This window comes from Bacillus sp. JJ634, assembly GCF_036962285.1.
Taxonomy (GTDB): domain Bacteria; phylum Bacillota; class Bacilli; order Bacillales; family DSM-1321; genus Peribacillus; species Peribacillus asahii_A.
On record NZ_JBALMU010000048.1, the window covers coordinates 1 to 18,473 of the forward strand.

The 18,473-nt window shown below is 39.5% G+C and carries 20 protein-coding genes; 17 read left to right on the plus strand and 3 right to left on the minus strand.

Annotated elements, in window-relative coordinates; genetic code table 11:
* The first annotated feature begins 427 nt into the window (after positions 1-427).
* The 6 genes from V7068_RS08895 to V7068_RS08920 all read left to right on the plus strand — a co-directional run bounded on the left by V7068_RS08895 (position 428) and on the right by V7068_RS08920 (position 5,667).
* A complete protein-coding gene (locus V7068_RS08895; protein ID WP_499712371.1) occupies positions 428-1,534 on the plus strand; it encodes a DUF4097 family beta strand repeat-containing protein in 1,107 nt (368 codons plus the stop codon).
* 244 nt (positions 1,535-1,778) lie between these two features.
* Positions 1,779-2,714 (plus strand): HPr(Ser) kinase/phosphatase, encoded by a 936-nt coding sequence (gene hprK / locus V7068_RS08900; RefSeq protein ID WP_252287337.1) that lies wholly within the window; start codon positions 1,779-1,781, stop codon positions 2,712-2,714.
* Positions 2,715-2,733: 19 nt separating this feature from the next.
* Positions 2,734-3,546 (plus strand): prolipoprotein diacylglyceryl transferase, encoded by an 813-nt coding sequence (gene lgt / locus V7068_RS08905; RefSeq protein ID WP_499712373.1) that lies wholly within the window; start codon positions 2,734-2,736, stop codon positions 3,544-3,546.
* Between the two features lie 24 nt (positions 3,547-3,570).
* Positions 3,571-4,518, plus strand: a complete 948-nt coding sequence (locus tag V7068_RS08910; protein ID WP_499712375.1) for a nucleoside recognition domain-containing protein — start codon at positions 3,571-3,573, stop codon at positions 4,516-4,518.
* Positions 4,508-5,161: a pyrophosphatase PpaX gene (gene ppaX / locus V7068_RS08915; RefSeq protein ID WP_499712377.1), complete on the plus strand. Its 654-nt coding sequence runs from the start codon at positions 4,508-4,510 to the stop codon at positions 5,159-5,161. Before V7068_RS08910 ends, ppaX begins: the two co-directional genes overlap by 11 nt.
* A complete protein-coding gene (locus V7068_RS08920) occupies positions 5,158-5,667 on the plus strand; it encodes an acyltransferase (protein ID WP_127762048.1) in 510 nt (169 codons plus the stop codon). Before ppaX ends, V7068_RS08920 begins: the two co-directional genes overlap by 4 nt.
* A 45-nt stretch (positions 5,668-5,712) precedes the next feature.
* Here the strand turns inward: V7068_RS08920 and V7068_RS08925 are convergent, their stop codons facing one another.
* The 3 genes from V7068_RS08925 to V7068_RS08935 form a co-directional block, all read right to left on the minus strand.
* Positions 5,713-5,856, minus strand: a complete 144-nt coding sequence (locus V7068_RS08925) for a hypothetical protein (protein WP_164853306.1) — start codon at positions 5,854-5,856, stop codon at positions 5,713-5,715.
* Between the two features lie 101 nt (positions 5,857-5,957).
* Complete coding sequence (gene srtD, locus V7068_RS08930; protein ID WP_499712380.1) at positions 5,958-6,584, minus strand: class D sortase, LPxTATN-specific; 627 nt, start codon at positions 6,582-6,584, stop codon at positions 5,958-5,960.
* 4 nt (positions 6,585-6,588) lie between these two features.
* On the minus strand, positions 6,589-7,599 hold the full coding sequence (locus V7068_RS08935) for a processed acidic surface protein (RefSeq protein WP_499712382.1): 1,011 nt from the start codon (positions 7,597-7,599) through the stop codon (positions 6,589-6,591).
* A gap of 377 nt (positions 7,600-7,976) precedes the next feature.
* On the opposite strand from V7068_RS08935, the gene V7068_RS08940 reads away from it, so the two are divergent.
* The 11 genes from V7068_RS08940 (at position 7,977) to V7068_RS08990 (ending at position 18,442) form a co-directional block, all read left to right on the plus strand.
* Positions 7,977-9,161, plus strand: a complete 1,185-nt coding sequence (locus V7068_RS08940) for an ATP phosphoribosyltransferase regulatory subunit (protein ID WP_127762045.1) — start codon at positions 7,977-7,979, stop codon at positions 9,159-9,161.
* Entirely contained in the window at positions 9,154-9,780 is a 627-nt protein-coding gene (gene hisG, locus V7068_RS08945) for an ATP phosphoribosyltransferase (protein ID WP_119117679.1), read from the plus strand. Before V7068_RS08940 ends, hisG begins: the two co-directional genes overlap by 8 nt.
* Before the next feature lie 30 nt (positions 9,781-9,810).
* The gene (gene hisD / locus V7068_RS08950) at positions 9,811-11,076 is read left to right on the plus strand and encodes a histidinol dehydrogenase (protein ID WP_499712385.1); all 1,266 of its coding nucleotides are present in this window, start codon (positions 9,811-9,813) and stop codon (positions 11,074-11,076) included.
* A 105-nt stretch (positions 11,077-11,181) separates the two neighbouring features.
* On the plus strand, positions 11,182-11,769 hold the full coding sequence (gene hisB / locus V7068_RS08955; RefSeq protein WP_119117681.1) for an imidazoleglycerol-phosphate dehydratase HisB: 588 nt from the start codon (positions 11,182-11,184) through the stop codon (positions 11,767-11,769).
* Positions 11,770-12,399, plus strand: a complete 630-nt coding sequence (hisH, locus tag V7068_RS08960) for an imidazole glycerol phosphate synthase subunit HisH (RefSeq protein WP_127762043.1) — start codon at positions 11,770-11,772, stop codon at positions 12,397-12,399. It abuts the gene before it with no gap.
* Complete coding sequence (gene hisA / locus V7068_RS08965; protein ID WP_499712388.1) at positions 12,396-13,130, plus strand: 1-(5-phosphoribosyl)-5-[(5-phosphoribosylamino)methylideneamino]imidazole-4-carboxamide isomerase; 735 nt, start codon at positions 12,396-12,398, stop codon at positions 13,128-13,130. Before hisH ends, hisA begins: the two co-directional genes overlap by 4 nt.
* A gap of 1 nt (position 13,131) precedes the next feature.
* Entirely contained in the window at positions 13,132-13,890 is a 759-nt protein-coding gene (hisF, locus tag V7068_RS08970; protein WP_499712390.1) for an imidazole glycerol phosphate synthase subunit HisF, read from the plus strand.
* A complete protein-coding gene (gene hisIE, locus V7068_RS08975; RefSeq protein WP_499712392.1) occupies positions 13,887-14,531 on the plus strand; it encodes a bifunctional phosphoribosyl-AMP cyclohydrolase/phosphoribosyl-ATP diphosphatase HisIE in 645 nt (214 codons plus the stop codon). Before hisF ends, hisIE begins: the two co-directional genes overlap by 4 nt.
* 301 nt (positions 14,532-14,832) lie before the next feature.
* Positions 14,833-16,335 carry a tetratricopeptide repeat protein gene (locus V7068_RS08980; protein ID WP_499712394.1) on the plus strand — a complete coding sequence of 501 codons (1,503 nt, stop codon included), beginning with the start codon at positions 14,833-14,835 and terminating at the stop codon, positions 16,333-16,335.
* Between the two features lie 97 nt (positions 16,336-16,432).
* Entirely contained in the window at positions 16,433-17,383 is a 951-nt protein-coding gene (gene trxB, locus V7068_RS08985) for a thioredoxin-disulfide reductase (RefSeq protein WP_499712395.1), read from the plus strand.
* Positions 17,384-17,983: 600 nt separating this feature from the next.
* Positions 17,984-18,442: an NUDIX hydrolase gene (locus V7068_RS08990; RefSeq protein WP_499712397.1), complete on the plus strand. Its 459-nt coding sequence runs from the start codon at positions 17,984-17,986 to the stop codon at positions 18,440-18,442.
* Positions 18,443-18,473: the final 31 nt, after the last annotated feature.

Genomic DNA, 18,473 nt, shown 5'->3' on the forward strand with positions numbered 1-18,473 from the left:
GATACTTGTCTAGGATTACGATACCGCACTCTTTCTATGAAGAGTGTTGGTCGGCAGAACGTTGAACATTTTACGTGACAGACGTTTTTCCTGTCACAACCACTTATGTTCAGTTTTCAAAGAACATCCCTTTTACCAAATTATACCATTAGGAACACTTGGTGTACAGAACGTATTTTCGGTATTTTATCTGTACACCGCATTTGAGCAAACATTCATTCCATCCCTAAAGGGGGTGCCAGCGCACCGTAATGGGCTTTGTTTTTGCAAAATATGTAAAAAGGCAGGCCGTTTTGGCTTGCTTTTTTTGTGGAATTTTTATTCAATATCGATTATTTCCGAGGAAATCGTCGAATGGAAGAAACATGAAACCTTTTAACTATCTGGGCGTATGTATAGAGTATAAAGCAGAAAGTGGGGAGTAGCGATGCAGGAAGAAAAGAAAAGAATTCTTCAACTCGTTCAAGATGGTAAAATCACCGCGGAAGAAGCGTTAACTATTTTAGAGGCATTAGACAAAGCAGGGAAAGAAAGTGAACAGAAAGAGCAAATTTTGAAAAATGAGTTGTCAACAGAAGTAATTGAGGCGAAGAAGCAATATCATGATGACGCTCATGATACATTTAAGAAAAATATTCAATCGTCGAAAGAGAAAATCTTTGAATTTGTTGAAAGTGCTTTTCAAAAAATTAAAGATACAGATTTAGATTTTAATTTTGGGAAATCATTCACTGTTTCTCATATCTTTCAGCATGATGAAAAAGTCATTCAAGACTTAGATGTGGATATCGCAAATGGAAAAATAAAAATGATTGCCTGGGATCACCATGATGTGCGTGTAGAGTGTGAAGCAAAGGTGTACCGCGTCGATGACCAAGATCAAGCGCGTGAAACCTTCTTAAACGAAGTGATATTTGCCATTGAAGGTGGAACGTTGAAATTTTACTTACAAGAAAAGGGCATTAAAGCAGATGTACTCATTTATGTCCCGCAAAAAGAATATAAGAAGCTTCGGATTAGGATGTTTAATGGGGGAGTAGCCGCAGAATCCTTAGCTGCAGAAGAAGTAAAAGTAAAATCAGCGAATGGATCGATTTCAATGGATAGCGTCAGAGGAGAGAATTGTGAATTAGAAACAGGAAATGGTACGATTACGATTCAAGCGTCTCACTTTGATAAAGTTGAAGCTGAAACGTTGAATGGGGCGATTGAAGCTGGAGGACACTTTAAAAAGGTGGATGTACAGACCTTTAACGGGCAAATTATTTGTCGGAATGACAATGAAGAAAGTGATTCTTTATACGCTAAGTCAATTACAGGGAAGATTCAGCTATCTGTAGCGTCTGGAGCCGCTGTATCAGGAGAGTTAAAATCGAATTTAGGTGGTTTTAATGTCAATCTAGAAGGAATCAAAATCGTAGAAGAAAAGAGCGATGTAATTCAAAAAGTGTTAAAGTTTCAGACCGTGTATGACCAAACGCCGGTTTTGCATATTTTTGCAGATACGAAGACTGGTGCAATCTCAGTTTCATAATGATAATAAGGAGGCTTGTCGAATTCGGCAAGCCTCCTTATTATGAAAGGTTGTGTTAAATAATATGGTTGATTAAATGAGCTAAAAATCCACAGCGTATTATAACAAAGCCATATAAAAAAATCACACCGATTCAGAAAGTATTTGCTCATAAAAACGCATTGTTTGGATATTGCGGGAAAAATGCTAAAATGGAATGAGCATTGAGTCAAAAAAATTTACTCCAAAAAGGAGGGCAGCCTAGATGGCTAAAGTTCGTATAAAAGATGTAATCGATGCGTTTAACCTTGAGCTTGTTAGTGGTGAAGAAGGAGTTAACCGACCGATTTTGACAAGCGACTTATCTCGTCCGGGACTTGAGATTGCGGGTTTTTTTGATTATTATCCAGCTGAGCGTCTTCAATTATTAGGGCGGACAGAAGTGTCTTTTTTTACACGACTTAATGAAGCGGAGCGTAAACATCGTATGGAAGAGCTTTGTCGTGACTCGACACCAGGGATTATTATTACGCGTGGTCAGATTGTGCCGGAAGAATTAATCGAGGCTTCTGAACGAGAATCGGTACCGGTTATGCTGTCAAATATGAAAACAACACGGTTGTACAGTCGCTTAACAAACTTCTTGGAAAGCAGGTTAGCCCCAACAACAGCTGTGCATGGTGTGTTAGTAGACATTTATGGCGTGGGTGTTCTTATTACAGGCAAAAGTGGTGTTGGAAAAAGTGAGACAGCACTTGAATTAGTGAAGAGGGGACATCGTCTAGTGGCGGATGACTGTGTAGAGATTCGGCAAGAAGATCAAGATACGCTTGTTGGAAATGCACCAGAACTCATTGAGCATTTGCTTGAAATCCGCGGATTAGGCATCATTAATGTGATGACACTGTTTGGAGCAGGAGCTGTTCGCAGTAATAAAAAAATCTCGATTGTTATTCACCTAGAGCTCTGGGAGAAAAACAAGCAATATGACCGAGTTGGGTTAGATGAAGAAACCATGAAAATTATTGATACAGAAATTACAAAATTAACAGTACCTGTCCGACCTGGTCGAAATTTATCGGTCATTATTGAAGTGGCAGCGATGAATTATCGCTTAAAACGAATGGGAGTAAATGCTGCTGAGCAGTTTTCTGATCGTTTGAATCATGCAATTGCAGAAGCAGATCATGATGATTTTTAAGTAGAAAAGAGGGACATAAATGGAACAAGATATTCAACCGATTGGCCGTGTGGCGCTTGATTTAGGTGTGCTCCAAATTAATTGGTATGGCCTTATTATCGGAATTGGTGTGTTACTGGGCCTTGTGCTTGCTATTCGAGAAGCAGAGCGAAGAGGATTACATAAAGAGTTATTTGTTGATTTAATTTTATTCGCGGTGCCTATTGCCATCATTTGTGCACGCATTTACTATGTCATTTTTCAATGGGATTACTATTCGCAGTATCCAGGTGAGATTATTAAAATATGGAATGGCGGTATTGCGATTCATGGTGCGTTAATTGGTGCGGTGTTAACAGCGGTTGTTTTTGCGAAGGTTAAAAAAGTTTCTTTTTGGAAAATTGCTGATATTGCAGCACCGAGTTTATTGCTTGGTCAGGCAATTGGTCGGTGGGGAAATTTCATTAACCAAGAAGCACATGGCGGAGAGGTCACAAGAGCCTTTTTAGAAAATCTGCATTTGCCACAATTTATTATTAATCAAATGTATATTAATGGTGCTTATTATCATCCAACCTTCTTATATGAGTCATTGTGGAATTTACTTGGTGTAGTAATTCTTTTATTACTAAGAAAAGTAAATTTACGCCGCGGTGAAATTTTCTTAGCTTATTTATTCTGGTACTCAGTCGGTCGCTTCTTTATCGAAGGATTGCGTACAGATAGTTTAATGTTAACAGAATCGCTTCGAATGGCACAGATTCTTTCATTAACTCTTATTATTGTGGCGGTTGCTTTATTCGTCTATCGTCGATTTAGCGGGATGGCAAAGCAGCGATATTTAGATGCTTAGGATGAAAGAAAAGGAGAGAGGGTTATGTACGGGGAGTCAGTGAAGAAGGGATTCATGGTTGGATTAAAGACAACATGGACCTTAGGAAAAGTTATTTTTCCAGTTACGTTGATTGTAACCATTCTTCAATATACTCCGATTTTGCCGTGGGTGATTGATTTAATTAGTCCATTCATGGCGCTGCTCGGTTTATCTGGAGATGCGGCCATTCCGCTCGTTCTTGGGAATTTTCTTAATTTATATGCCGGGATTGCGGGAATTTTGACGCTCGATTTGACGGTAAAAGAAGTATTTATTATTGCCGTTATGCTTTCTTTTTCGCATAACTTGCTGATTGAGACGGGTGTTGCGATGAAAGTAGGCGTGAAGCTGTGGGTGATTTTGACGGTGCGACTTGGATTAGCTCTACTAGCTGCGGTGATGATTAACCTCTTATGGGACGGGGGATCAGAAATGGCGCAGTATGGGCTTGTCAGTCAACAAACTGCTGAAATTACAGGGGTATGGGCCATTGTCTCTCATGGTATCGTGAAGGCGCTGCTGGGGATTGTCCAACTTGCGCTGATTGTCATTCCATTGATGATCATTATTCAAATTATGAAAGATAAAAAATGGCTGGAAGCTTTTTCACGAATGCTTCGGCCAGTTATGAAGGTATTAGGCATGAAGGAGAATGCAGCGCTGCCATTTGCAACCGGTTTAACAATCGGGCTTGCTTACGGGGCAGGGGTCATGATTCAAGCTGCTAAAGAAGAAGGTGTGTCGAAAAAAGATATGACATTAGCTTTTATCTTTTTAGTAGCATGCCATGCCGTAGTAGAAGACACGTTAATCTTTATTCCATTAGGGATTCCTGTTCTGCCTCTATTAATCATTCGGTTAGTGACGGCAATTGTCCTGACAATCGCCGTAGGATATATATGGAATCGCTATGAAAGTGTGCAAAGAAAGGGAGCTGTGTATGAGCAGTAATATTTCTACTTTATTATTCGATTTAGATGGAACTTTAATTAATACAAATGAATTAATTATTGCTTCTTTTACGGAAACACTCAATCATTACTATCCAGGACAGTATAAACGGGAAGATATTCTCCCATTTATTGGTCCGTCTTTAATAGAGACTTTTTCATCCATTAACCCGGAGCTTGCGGAGGAAATGATAGCTTTTTACCGCAAGCATAATTGGGAGCACCATGACTTGCTTGTGACGCAGTTTGATGGCGTATACGAGACGATAGAAAGCTTGTCTCAAAGCAAGTATAAGCTGGCCATCGTTACGACAAAAAAGCGAGATATCGTTGAAAGAGGACTCAAGTTAAGCAGATTAGATCAGTTCTTCGATGTAGTCGTGACGATGGATGATATCGAAAAGCCTAAACCAGATCCGGAGCCGCTTTTAAAGGCGTTGAATGCTCTTGGTTCAGATCCAGCTGAGGCGATGATGATTGGAGATAATTATCACGATATTCTCGGTGGAAAAAATGCAGGGACGAAGACGGCTGGTGTAGCGTGGTCGTTGAAGGGAACTGAGTTTTTAAAAACGTATCATCCAGATTATATACTAAATCATATGTCAGATTTAATCGATATTTTACAAGGGAAGACGGTATGAGAAGAACGGTCCGCTATCCAGTCGAAGGATCTAATTCGCTTTGGCAAGTGTATAAGACCGTGTCCTTTTGGAAAGTTGTTAAGTGCTTTATCATCATTCAAATTGCTCGTATTACACCCTTTATGTCTGTGAAGAATTGGATGTATCGAACATTCCTGCATATGAAAATCGGCAAGCAAACGTCCTTTGCACTGATGGTCATGCCTGATACGATGTTTCCTGAAAAAATATCGGTCGGGAATAATTCCATTATTGGATATAATACGACCATTCTTGCCCATGAGTATTTAATTCACGAATATCGTTTAGGGGATGTTGTCATTGGTGATGAGGTGATGATTGGAGCAAACTCCACAATTCTTCCAGGTGTCATTATTGGAGATGGTGCGATTGTTTCTGCAGGGTCCCTTGTTCATAAAGATGTGCCAGCGGGTGCTTTAGTCGGTGGAAATCCAATGCGCGTCATTTATACGAAGGAAGAAATGGAAGAGAGAGCGCGAAACTAAATGATTGTAATAGAACTTATTCTCCATTAGGAGGGTAAGTTCTTTTTAGTGTAGTTTTTTAAAGATATCAGATAGGCCGCTTTTAATTTGGGCTAATATCTTTTCAATAGAGACATCTTCATCTGCCGTTGCAGATTCATAGGTTTGTCTTAATAGACGAAAGAAATGTTCTTGCTGTTGTTTATCCATGATTGATTGAGCCCCCTGAATCTTAGCTTTTGAAAGTTACCTTACAGTTTGGTCCCCTTTATATTGTGAAAATAGGCTGCGATTTCTCGCAGCCTATTTCTCTATTTCGATACTTCAGTTTTTATTAAATCTGCAATTAACACGTATCGTTCAGGCGCATTACCAATATATGAAAAAGGATAGCAGGTGGTGACCGTTAAGGTTGCCTTCGGTTTAGGAACAATGACGGTACGATCATCTGCATCCACAATTCGCACTTTTCGTACTTTAAATGTGAATGTACCTGCTTCTGTGTTTGTAATAAGTAAATCGCCTTTTCCTACTTCGCCTAGCTTTCGAAATACAGTATCGCGGTGTCCTGATAGTACGGAATTGTCTGTTTCACCAGGCAGCACCGAACCTGCATAATGCCCAACACCTTTCTCCAATTCATCTTCATTGGTTCCATGGTAAATGGGCAAAGTGCTGTCTAATTTAGGAATGTAAAGATCTCCTATCATGTCTCCTTTTTCAGGCCGAGTAGGATATAATTCTTGTTGCGCTGCTACTTCTCGCTTTTCTTGAGAAGTAGTCACATCAGTCTCCTTCTTATCCCATTTATAAAGTGCATAACCCTTTAGCAAGGTGTACGCATTGGTAGTGGTGAAATATATCCCTATGAATAAAAGGATGATTGCTAAGGTCAGAATCATGCCTTTATTTCGCCTAGAGTGTCGATTGCTGTTCATAGATTTAGTTCATTCTCGCTCTTTTAAATAAAACAAATGCCAAGCCAATCATTAAAAGCCCTGCGATTGAATGTAGTAAATAATTACCTGCTGTTTGAGGCAGTAAGCCGCCTTTAACCGTTTTTGGGACAGTTTTACTTGCTTCTGACTTTACTTCTTCAATAACTTTAGGTGCCTCTTTCAAGTCTTGTCCGGCCTCTTTAACTAAATCACTGCTAAACATCTCTCCTGTTAAAATGAAATCTAGCAGCAAGTTTCCGCTTAAATCATGTATAGCAATTACTAAACTAGCATTTTCTAATTCTTCAATGCTATACAGTTCCTTTATGGAAATTGGGGTTGTCACACCGTCTTTGATTAAGGCAAATTTGAATTGAACCTGAAGTAGGTTTTGTAAATCATCATAGATAGAGAATAATTCTGCTACCTGTTCTGCCGTCAGCTCATCTAGTGTTTCAAATTCTTCAAACTGTAGCATACGATCAGCTAAGGTCATTAATTGATCTTCAAATTCAGGTTGTTCAAAAATGGGTTCTAAATGCGTAAATAAGCGTTCTAATTCTTCTTCGTTCATATCAAATTCAGTAGAAAGGCCGTCCATTAACTCCGTCCAGTCGATATCACCCATGTCTTGGTCGAAAAGAATGAGCATTTCGATATCAGAGACGAAATAAAACGAATCAAGAATCGTTTCTCCTTCTTCCATTTCTCCGTATTCAATGAGTAAAGCCGTTAACTCTTCTTCTGTCATATCATATTCATGTAGTAAATCTTCTAGGCCAGCTGGAGTTAAAGCAGGCCCTAACATATCACGAAGCTCCTCAATAGAAGAAAATTCCTCTAATTCGACACCGTAATAATCTAAGTACTCTTCCAATTCTGTTTGTGTCATATCTACTTCAGTTAAATATTCCTCTAAGTCTTCTGGACTAAAAGAGGCAGCAGCGTATCCAGGACTGCTTGTTAATGTAAAAAACAGTACTGCTGCTAGAATAATGGATAAAAATTTCTGCATGTTCTTCCTCCTAAGTTATATTACCTAATTAGCTATCAAATTCCAATTATAGTTCCTAGCAGTTTTAGTTGTAAGTGGTAAATGTTTCAAATATGAAATGGGAGAATAGTCCTGATGAGGGTGAGTCTGTTAGTTCAGATATAAAAAGTCCTTAATTAAGAAAAGGAAAAAGGAGTTTGCACTTGACTGTTCATAGGGGCAGGAGTACACTACATATAACTTCACTTTGTTACCATATTAGCGAACTAAAGGATTTTGCTTTTTTATTATAATAATTGTGATAATTTATAGGATTCTGTCCACTTTTTTGATACTATTTATAAATTAAAGAAAGATATGGTAAGAAAATATTCATTATATTAAAAGGATGTGCAGTCGTGACAAAGCCATTTATGTTTGAAAAACCGTTAGGCATGAGAGATACGCTGCCGGAGCTTTATGAAACAAAAGCAGCGGTCCGAAATAAAATGAGTGATGAAATTAAGAAATGGGGCTATCAATTTATTGAAACTCCCGCTTTAGAATATTATGAAACGATTGGTGAGGCATCAGCGATTTTAGATCAACAATTGTTTAAGTTACTGGATCAGCAAGGGCATACACTTGTTCTTCGCCCAGATATGACGACACCGATTGCGCGTGTTGCGGCCTCTAAGTTATTAAATCAAAGAATTCCATTGCGCTTAGCGTATTCTGCAAATGTGTATCGAGCACAGCAGCGCGAAGGTGGACGTCCCGCTGAGTTTGAACAAATGGGCATTGAATGCATTGGTAACAAGTCGACTAGTGCCGATGCAGAAATGATTGCTTTAATGGCTGATGTGTTAAAAGCGGCAGGATTAGAAAAATTTAAGATTACGATTGGGCATATCGGATTTGTTCAAGAATTGTTCTTAAGCATTTTAGGAAATGAAGAAAGAGCAGCCGTACTACGTAAATTTTTATATGAAAAAAATTATGTAGGCTATCGTGAGCATGTGAAATCTTTAACGCTTTCTTCTATTGATAAGCAACGATTAATTGAATTTATTTCCCTTCGAGGCGGGGAAAACACGTTAACAAAAGCACTTGATCTATTAGAAGGAGAGCATGGTCGCGAACAGCTTTCTGAGTTGCAAGAATTGGCAGTTCAATTAAAAGAATTTGGTGTTGATCAATATGTAAGCTTGGATTTAACACTTGTCAGTCATATGAGCTACTATACAGGAACGTTATTTGAAGTATATGCAGGCGGGGTTGGTTCACCAATTGGAAACGGGGGCCGCTACGATAACCTTCTTGATAAATTCGGATGGGATGCATCAGCAACAGGATTCGGCATTCGCATGGATCGTTTGGTGGAAGCGATTGGTGAAATACAGGAAGCGGATGTACCAGAATGTATTTTATTTAGCCCAGAGCGTCGTAAAGAAGCGTTAGACTTTGCTAAACATAAGCGTGCGGAAGGCATTATGGTAACAATTCAAGATATTAATGCAGTAGAAAATGTAGATGCTTATACAAGAACGTTTTCGGATGTACATTTATTTGTAGGGAATGGGGGGAGAGTAAGCAATGAGTAGCTTTTTAACGATTGCGATGCCAAAAGGAAGAATTTTTGAAGAGGCTGCAGAGATGTTGCGTAAAGCAGGCTTTCGTCTTCCTCCTGAATTCGATGATTCACGTAAATTAATTATTGAAGTCGAAGAGGAAAATTTACGTTTTATATTAGCCAAGCCAATGGATGTTGTGACATATGTTGAGCATGGAGTAGCGGATCTTGGGATTGCCGGGAAAGATGTAATGCTTGAAGAAGAACGCGATGTGTATGAGCTTCTTGATTTAAAAATTAGTGCCTGTTACTTAGCGGTGGCAGGGCTTCCAAATACAAAAATTAGCGATATTGCGCCAAAGATTGCGAGTAAATATCCGAATGTTGCTTCAAGCTATTTCCGTGAACAAGGTGAGCAAGTCGAAATTATTAAGTTAAATGGTTCAATTGAATTGGCACCATTAATCGGCTTGGCAGAGCGAATTGTTGATATTGTGTCAACGGGGCAAACTTTAAAGGAAAATGGGCTTGTTGAATACGCACGAATTGCGGATGTTACATCACGATTAGTAGCGAACCCTGTAAGCTATCGAATTAAAGAAGAGCGGATTACGGAAATTGTCGACCGGTTAGCAGAAATTATCGAATAAGTGATCGGATTTTTTAAATGAGGTGAGCGTATGCAAATTGAACAATTAACAAAAGACCTTTCCTTGAAGCGCTCGGTTGACTCGGGGACCGAGGATCAAAGAAAAGCCGTTCAAGATATTATTAATGATGTAAGAAAAAATGGAGATGCGGCTGTATTTCAATACACAGAAAAATTTGACGGTGTACAAGTTAAGGAATTGCTTGTTTCCGAAGCAGAATTAGAGGCTGCTGTCGCAACTTTACCAGATCAACAGCTGGCGATTATACAAGAAGCGGCAGATAATATTCGAAAGTTCCACGAGAAACAAACGCGTAATTCGTGGATGACGACAGATGAAACAGGAACCATGCTTGGACAAAAAATGACGCCCCTTGATGCGGTTGGTGTCTACGTTCCTGGTGGTACAGCTGCTTATCCATCGTCTGTATTAATGAATATTATGCCGGCTAAAGTAGCGGGTGTAAAACGAATTGTCATGGTTTCTCCTCCAGGGAAAGATGGTTCATTATCCGCGCCTGTATTAGCGGCAGCCAAAATTGCTGGTGTAACAGAAATTTATAAAGTTGGTGGCGCTCAAGCGATTGCGGCACTTGCTTATGGAACCGAAACGATTGCTAAAGTCGATAAAATTGTCGGACCAGGGAATATTTATGTAGCGCTTGCTAAACGAGAAGTGTTTGGTGATGTAGCGATTGATATGATTGCAGGACCTAGTGAAATTGCGGTTTTAGCAGATGAAACAGCGGTTGCTGCAGAAGTTGCAGCTGACCTTTTATCACAAGCAGAGCATGATGCTCGTGCGTGCAGTGTACTTATTACGACTTCGCCTGAATTAGCCGAAGAAGTAGCAAGTGAAGTGGAAAAGCAGCTTGCTTTGCTGCCTCGTCGTGATATTGCCGCAGCTTCTATTGCTGATTACGGTCGAATTGTTGTATGTGACAGCTTAGCTGAAGCCATTGATGCTGTAAATGAATTAGCACCGGAACATTTAGAAATTATAACGCGTGATGCGATGGAAGTCATGGCGCAAATTCGACATGCTGGAGCGATTTTTATCGGTCGTTTTAGCTCGGAACCTGTCGGAGATTATTTTGCTGGTCCGAACCATGTATTACCGACAAACGGAACAGCACGTTTTTCTAGTCCATTGAATGTTGATGATTTTCAAAAAAAATCAAGCATCATTATGTACAGTGAAACAGCTTTTCGACAAAATGCTGAAAAAATCGCTGCTTTTGCACGAATGGAAGGTCTTGAAGCACACGCTCGTGCCATTGAAGCTCGTAAAAAATAAGAGAAGTGCAAGGTCAGCGCTGGCCTTGAACTAGATACTAAATATTAAAAATATACTTTCTTACCTTATAAATATAGATACGATTGGACAGAAGGAGGGTTTATAATGGAGCGTTCTGCAAGTATTGAACGAAAAACGAATGAGACGAATATTAAGTTGGACTTTTCAGTTGATGGAGAAGGAAAAGCTTCGATTGAAACAGCGGTTCCATTTATGACACATATGTTAGATCTGTTTACGAAACACGGAAAATTTGATATGACAATCGATGCAAAAGGGGATACAGAAATCGATGATCATCACACAACAGAAGATATTGGAATTTGTCTAGGGCAAGCTCTTTCACAAGCTCTTGGTGATAAACGCGGGATTAAGCGTTATGGAAATGCGTTTGTTCCAATGGATGAGGCTCTTGCACAAGTTGTCATTGATTTAAGTAATCGTCCTGCTTTCGAAATTCGTGCGGATTTTCCTTCACAAAAAGTAGGGACATTTGATACGGAATTAATTCATGAATTTTTATGGAAATTCGCCCTTGAAGCAAGAATGAATTTACATGTCATCGTGCACTATGGCCACAATACACACCACATTATTGAGGCGATTTTTAAAGCGTTAGGAAGAGCTTTAGATGAAGCAACAATGATTGATCCGCGTGTCAAAGGAATTCCTTCAACGAAAGGAATGTTATAAATGATTGGTATTATTGATTATGGAATGGGAAATTTATTTTCCGTTACGAAAGGATTGGAACGTCTTGAAGCACAGTCCTTTATTTCAAATAATCCGGAAGAGTTAGCGAAAGCAAGCGGATTGATTCTTCCAGGTGTAGGTTCATTTCGTGACGCAATGAACTTGTTAAAAGAAACAGGGCTAGATACGTTTGTTAAACAATATGTAGCAAATGGCGGTTATTTATTAGGGATTTGCCTTGGCATGCAGCTATTGTTTGATGAGAGCGAAGAAAATGGTCCGGCAGAAGGCCTATCGTTGATTCCAGGGAAAGTTGTTCGTTTTACTGGAGAGGACAATGGTGAGAAGTATAAAGTGCCTCACATGGGTTGGAACCGCCTTTCTTTTAATCAATCTTCACCATTATTAAAAGGGTTAGAAGAAGACTATGTGTACTTTGTTCATTCTTATTATGCACAGACGGATGCAAGCTTTGTTACAGCTTCAGCCGATTATCATGTGGCAGTTCCTGCGATTGTGGGCAGCGGCAATGTGTTCGGGATGCAGTTTCACCCAGAAAAGAGCGGACAAATGGGGATGTCGTTATTAAGAAATTACTTGGCGTTAGTGGAAGGGAAGGATCAGGCATGAGCGAGTTCAAGATTTATCCAGCCATTGATATGCGCGGTGGCAAATGTGTACGTTTAATTCAAGGAGATTATAATCAGGAAACGGTTTATGGCGATTCTCCTTTTGATATGGCGAAGAATTTTGCAGACCAAGGAGCAGAATGGATACATATGGTGGACCTTGACGGTGCAAAAGAAGGCAGTCGTATTAATGATGCGTATGTAATTCAAGCAGCGAAAGAATTAGGAGCAAAAATTCAAATTGGCGGCGGTATTCGGACGGAAGCGGATATTGCTACATATCTTGATAACGGAGTCGAGCGTGTTATTTTAGGAAGTACAGCGGTTTCGGACCCTGCTTTTACAAAAGATATGATTCGTAAGTACGGTAAGCATATTGCTATTGGAATTGACGCAAAAGATGGTCGTGTGGCAACGCATGGCTGGCTTCAAACATCTGAAACATTAGCGATTGAACTTGGAAAAGCATTAGCGGATGCCGGTGCGGAAACATTTATTGTAACGGATATTGCAACAGATGGCATGTTGTCTGGGCCAAATGTACAAGGTGTTGTGGCGATGGCAGAAGCGACAGGAAAAGGGGTTATTGCTTCTGGCGGGATTAGTTCATTGGATGACTTGGTGGCTCTTCAGAACTATGAAAAGAGCGGTATTATCGGTGCCATTATCGGAAAAGCAATTTATACGAATCGCTTTACAGTAAAAGAAGCACTAGAAAAGGTGCGTGGTTAACATGCTCACAAAACGTATTATTCCATGTTTGGATGTGAAAGATGGACGCGTTGTAAAAGGAGTTCAATTCGTGTCGTTACGCGATGCTGGGGATCCGGTTGAATTGGCTGCTTTTTATGATCAAGAAGGAGCCGATGAGCTTGTTTTTCTTGATATTTCTGCTTCACATGAAGGACGTGAAACGATGGTCGATGTCGTTCGTTCAGTAGCAGGAAGCTTAGCCATTCCTTTTACCGTTGGCGGCGGGATTAACTCGTTGGCTGATATGAAGAAAATTTTACGTGCTGGTGCAGATAAAGTGTCATTGAATACAGCGGCTATTGTTCGTCCTGACATAATTAACGAAGGCTCTGATTATTTTGGGGCGCAATGTATCGTTGTGGCGATTGATGCTCGCTATGATGAAGAGCTTGGTTCATGGCGCGTCTATACTCATGGCGGTAGAACGGCGACCGATTGGGAAGTCGTTGCTTGGGCGAAGGAGGCGGTAAGCCGCGGGGCTGGCGAAATTTTATTAACGAGCATGGATTGTGACGGCGAGAAGCAAGGCTTTAATATTGCGTTAACAAAAGCGGTGAGTGAGGCGGTTTCTGTTCCTGTTATTGCTTCAGGTGGAGCAGGGAACGCGGAGCATTTCCAAGAAGCGTTTGAAGAAGGAAAAGCAGATGCTGCTTTAGCCGCTTCTATTTTCCATTACAAAGAAACATCCGTTAAAGAAGTGAAGTCGTTTTTGAAGGAACAAGGAGTCGTTGTACGATGAAAATCGAAAGCATTAAATTCGATGAAAAAGGGCTTGTACCAGCCATTGTTCAAGATGCCAATACAAAAGAAGTGTTGACACTTGCTTACATGAACAAAGAGTCTCTTGTATTATCGATTGAAAAAGGGGAAACGGTGTTCTTTAGCCGTTCCCGCCAAGAGCTTTGGCATAAAGGGGCGACAAGTGGCAACACACAAAAGATTGTGGATATAACATTTGATTGTGATCAAGATGCATTAGTTGTACGTGTTATTCCAAATGGCCCCGCGTGCCATACTGGTACAACAAGCTGCTTTACGAAAACATTCTACCAAAACAAAGGGGCGAAAGACATGGCTAATCAAGATGCCGCATTTTTATTTGAACTAGAAGAATTAATTGGAAAACGAAAAGAACAAATGCCTGAGGGTTCGTACACAACGTATTTATTTACAGAAGGCGTAGATAAAATTTTGAAAAAAGTCGGTGAAGAAGCAGCGGAAGTTATTATCGCAGCGAAGAACCGTGATGCAGAAGAACTGAAATGGGAAAGTGCAGATTTACTATATCACTTACTAGTTTTACTTCAAGAACAAGAGCTTCCATTGCAAGAAGTGTTAACTGTATTAAAAGAACGACATGCATCGAAAGAAGAAAAGTAATAGGCCGGGGGCTGTCCAAAAAGTCATGAAAAATGGCTTTTCGGGCAGCCCTTCCGTATATTTAAATTTAATCAAACGTTTGATTAAATGAAAAAACCTAATAAGCACAAGGGTTTAACTGCTTTACACCCTATAGAAATTTCATAAAAAAGACATGTGATTATTCATGCAATCATGCACAAACCTGCTACAATAGATGTATCTGTGAATTTTCTAGTTCCTGTTATTTATTTACTGGTTCGGCAAATAATCAGCATTATGATATACTACTGTAGTTAACAACTTGTGGATGGAGGATTACATGAGTAAAGACGCTAAACTAGGACAGCCGGCGAAAGTATTGTCCTTTTACCCGACTGGGGAATATTACTTCACCAAGGGATTAAAAGCATATCACAAACGTGAATTATATAAAGCAAAAAAATATTTGGAGAGAGCGCTTGAGCTTGAACCAGGAGAGCCAATGATTGCGTGTCAGTTGGCTATTACATGTACGGAAATTGGCGAATACAATTACTCGAATAATCTTCTTGAAAATATTCTAAACGTGCTGGATCCTTATATGACTGAATGTCATTACTTTTTAGCCAATAACTATGCGCATCTTGGTATGTTTGAAGAGGCGTATCGTCATGCTAATGCGTATCTTGATAAAGAAGAACACGGTGAATTTAGTGAAGAGGCTGAGGATCTTCTTGAACTCATTACGTTCGAAACAGATGAAACGGAAGAAAGCTTATTTAGTCAAGATGGACTCATTATGAAGCAAGAAAAAGCACGTGAATATTTAGAAGCGGGAAATTTTCCGAAAGCGATTGAAGTACTAAAGAACATGATTGAAGAGTATGAAGATTACTGGTCTGCTTATAATAATCTAGCGCTGGCCTATTTTTATTTAGGGCAAATCGATGAGGCGTATGCCACTTTAGAAGAAGTGTTAGAAAAGAGTCCAGGAAATTTGCATGCCCTTTGTAATTTGGCTGTGTTCCATCATTACCAGCAGGATGAAGCGAAGCTGGGAGAGTTAGTCAATACATTGGCAAAGGTTCGTCCAATTTTAATCGAGCATCGTTTTAAATTAGGTGCAACTTTTGCGTTAATTGGAAAGTATTCATTAGCGTACAAATGGTTAAAGCAGCTGCAAAAGAAAGGATTTGAAGGCGACGCCTCTTTTTATTTTTGGTTAGCTACGTCTGCGTACCATTTAGGGCATGAACAGACTGCTCATAAGGCTTGGAAAAAAGTCGTGGAAATAAATCCTGATAAAGAAGGAATGGAGCCTTGGAGCGAATCCAATGTAGCTATTGCTGGCTTTGAACATCATTTGCCATCTATTTTAAAACGTTTAGAAAGTGAACATATTGAAGAAAGATTGTTTGCGATTTTTCTTGTAAAGCATTCAAAGCATAAACAAAGCTTAGTGAAAAATAAGCTATTTGTGAAAAATACAGCTTTTACACCGTTAGAAAAGAGCTATGCTGATTGTGTAAAGGATGCCAATAAAGAGCGAGAGCTGACAGTTATTGATTTTGCGGATCGAACAGCGGATTTACTGTATCAGCATTTTAAGCCGATTAAATTGACTGAAGCGGGAATTTACTTACTATGGTTTTCCGTATTTGTGGAAGCGGTGAAAGTACAGCATAAATTTAATAATCCTGCTGGCTGGGCGGCTGCTCTTGAGTATGTGTGGTATCAGATTCGTGATGAGAAAAAAAGCCAGGCAGCCATTGCCGAGAAGCACTTTATTTCCGTTTCTACCATTTCGAAGTACATTAAGCTTGTTCAATCTTTCTTAAACTGAGCAAATATTTGGACTGATGGTTATTTGTTATATAGGATAATAGATAGGAAATACTATCGTTAATTAATTGGTTGGAAAGTCAGAAGGAGTGAACAATGTGACAGAAGAAAAAATTTATGATGTAGTAATTATTGGAGCTGGTCCAGCTGGGATGACCGCTGCTGTTTATACATCTCGTGCGAATCTTTCCACATTAATGCTAGAGCGTGGAATGCCGGGCGGACAAATGGCAAACACAGAGGAAGTGGAAAACTATCCGGGATTTGAAACAATTCTTGGACCAGAGCTTTCTACCAAAATGTTTGAACATGCTAAGAAGTTTGGTGCTGAATACGCTTATGGTGATGTAAAAGAAATCATCGATGGCGAAGAATATAAAACGATTATCGCTGGTTCAAAAGAATACAAAGCGCGTTCCATCATTATTTCGTCAGGTGCTGAGTACAAAAAAATCGGTGTTCCTGGTGAGAAAGAATTAGGCGGACGAGGCGTATCTTATTGTGCTGTATGTGATGGCGCATTCTTTAAGGGAAAAGAATTATTTGTAATTGGCGGCGGAGATTCAGCTGTTGAAGAAGGTGTGTATTTAACTCGCTTTGCTTCAAAAGTAACGATTGTTCACCGTCGCGATGAGCTTCGTGCTCAAAAAATTCTGCAAGATCGTGCTTTTGCGAATGAAAAAGTCGATTTCATTTGGAATATGACATTGAAACAAATTAATGAAAAAGATGGAAAAGTAGGTAGTGTAACGCTTGTATCTACTGTTGATGGTACAGAGACAGAGCATCCAGCAGATGGTGTCTTCGTTTACATTGGTATGCTGCCATTAACGAAGCCATTTGAAAACCTAGGTATTACAAATGAAACAGGTTATATCGAAACGAATGAACGAATGGAGACAAAAGTAGCTGGAATCTTTGCTGCTGGAGATGTTCGTGAAAAAACATTGCGTCAAATCGTAACAGCTACAGGAGACGGAAGCATTGCTGCCCAATCTGTTCAACATTATGTAGAAGAGCTAAAAGAAAAGTTACAAATAAAAGCATAAATGTTTCCATGGAAACATTTAATCATATCGTCATTCTGTTTTAACTAAGCTGTAACACAGCTGAAATAAAGTTTAGGTATAGTAAGGGTAAGTAATTGACCCCCTTTTATAAGTAAACACGTTGTTGCACAGATCATTTTGGTCTGTGTCTTTTTTTGTGTGTAAGAAGAACATCTGGAATTTTTTGATTTCCTTTAAGGCATCGTCTAGTTCACCACCCCGGAGAATAGAGGATGTATCTGTCGGTTCTTTATGTTATATGGCTGTAGCGCTTCGCATCTTAAAATGACGGGCGTTGTTCATTGAGAGCTTATAGTAAAAAGAGTATAATAAAAAGATATAACATACATGAGTTTTAGCGAAAACAGACTTCTAAGAATCAGAAAGTATAAGATTTTCGAAACGCTTTGTTGTCTAGCTCCATCTTAGAGGCTCCGAGCCCTTCGAGGTACTTCGATTTAGCCGATAGAAAGTAAAAAGAGCCGCTTCACATTTCGACTCGCAAGCAGCTGTTGGAGCTAATCAAGGCACTTACGCTTTTCTTATTACTATACAAATTCAGCCTGTTTAAGTTAGTAGAGGGCAATCGAGGTGATAAATATGCAACGTGTGACAAATTGTGTATTAGTAAAAGATAATCAGATTTTGCTTTTGAAAAAACCTAGACGAGGTTGGTGGGTTGCTCCGGGAGGCAAGATGGAGCCTGGAGAATCCATTAGAGATGCCTGTATTCGCGAATACCGAGAAGAAACAGGTGTGTATCTGAAAAACCCATCGATTAAAGGCATCTTTACTTTTATTATGAAGGATGGAGACAAAGTCCTGACAGAATGGATGATGTTCACATTCTATGCGACAGAATCAGATGGAATTAATAATGATGTGTGTGAAGAAGGAGAACTTCATTGGCATCCGATAGATGAGACGAAAGAACTCGCGATGGCAGAAGGAGATCATCATATTTTAGAATATATGATTCACGGTAAGGGCATTATTTATGGGACATTTACGTATACACCAGACTTTAAATTACTTTCTTATCGATTGGATCCAGGTTGATTATAAAGAATGATTATAGGCGGGGGTGAAG

Excerpts from the sequence above, each read along its gene's own strand:
- V7068_RS08895 (WP_499712371.1), top strand. The coding sequence starts at position 428 with ATGCAGGAAGAAAAGAAAAGAATTCTTCAACTCGTTCAAGATGGTAAA.
- hprK (WP_252287337.1), top strand. The coding sequence starts at position 1,779 with ATGGCTAAAGTTCGTATAAAAGATGTAATCGATGCGTTTAACCTTGAG.
- lgt (WP_499712373.1), top strand. The coding sequence starts at position 2,734 with ATGGAACAAGATATTCAACCGATTGGCCGTGTGGCGCTTGATTTAGGT.
- V7068_RS08910 (WP_499712375.1), top strand. The coding sequence starts at position 3,571 with ATGTACGGGGAGTCAGTGAAGAAGGGATTCATGGTTGGATTAAAGACA.
- ppaX (WP_499712377.1), top strand. The coding sequence starts at position 4,508 with ATGAGCAGTAATATTTCTACTTTATTATTCGATTTAGATGGAACTTTA.
- V7068_RS08920 (WP_127762048.1), top strand. The coding sequence starts at position 5,158 with ATGAGAAGAACGGTCCGCTATCCAGTCGAAGGATCTAATTCGCTTTGG.
- V7068_RS08925 (WP_164853306.1), bottom strand. The coding sequence starts at position 5,856 with ATGGATAAACAACAGCAAGAACATTTCTTTCGTCTATTAAGACAAACC.
- srtD (WP_499712380.1), bottom strand. The coding sequence starts at position 6,584 with ATGAACAGCAATCGACACTCTAGGCGAAATAAAGGCATGATTCTGACC.
- V7068_RS08935 (WP_499712382.1), bottom strand. The coding sequence starts at position 7,599 with ATGCAGAAATTTTTATCCATTATTCTAGCAGCAGTACTGTTTTTTACA.
- hisG (WP_119117679.1), top strand. The coding sequence starts at position 9,154 with ATGAGTAGCTTTTTAACGATTGCGATGCCAAAAGGAAGAATTTTTGAA.
- hisD (WP_499712385.1), top strand. The coding sequence starts at position 9,811 with ATGCAAATTGAACAATTAACAAAAGACCTTTCCTTGAAGCGCTCGGTT.
- hisB (WP_119117681.1), top strand. The coding sequence starts at position 11,182 with ATGGAGCGTTCTGCAAGTATTGAACGAAAAACGAATGAGACGAATATT.
- hisH (WP_127762043.1), top strand. The coding sequence starts at position 11,770 with ATGATTGGTATTATTGATTATGGAATGGGAAATTTATTTTCCGTTACG.
- hisA (WP_499712388.1), top strand. The coding sequence starts at position 12,396 with ATGAGCGAGTTCAAGATTTATCCAGCCATTGATATGCGCGGTGGCAAA.
- hisF (WP_499712390.1), top strand. The coding sequence starts at position 13,132 with ATGCTCACAAAACGTATTATTCCATGTTTGGATGTGAAAGATGGACGC.
- hisIE (WP_499712392.1), top strand. The coding sequence starts at position 13,887 with ATGAAAATCGAAAGCATTAAATTCGATGAAAAAGGGCTTGTACCAGCC.
- V7068_RS08980 (WP_499712394.1), top strand. The coding sequence starts at position 14,833 with ATGAGTAAAGACGCTAAACTAGGACAGCCGGCGAAAGTATTGTCCTTT.
- V7068_RS08990 (WP_499712397.1), top strand. The coding sequence starts at position 17,984 with ATGCAACGTGTGACAAATTGTGTATTAGTAAAAGATAATCAGATTTTG.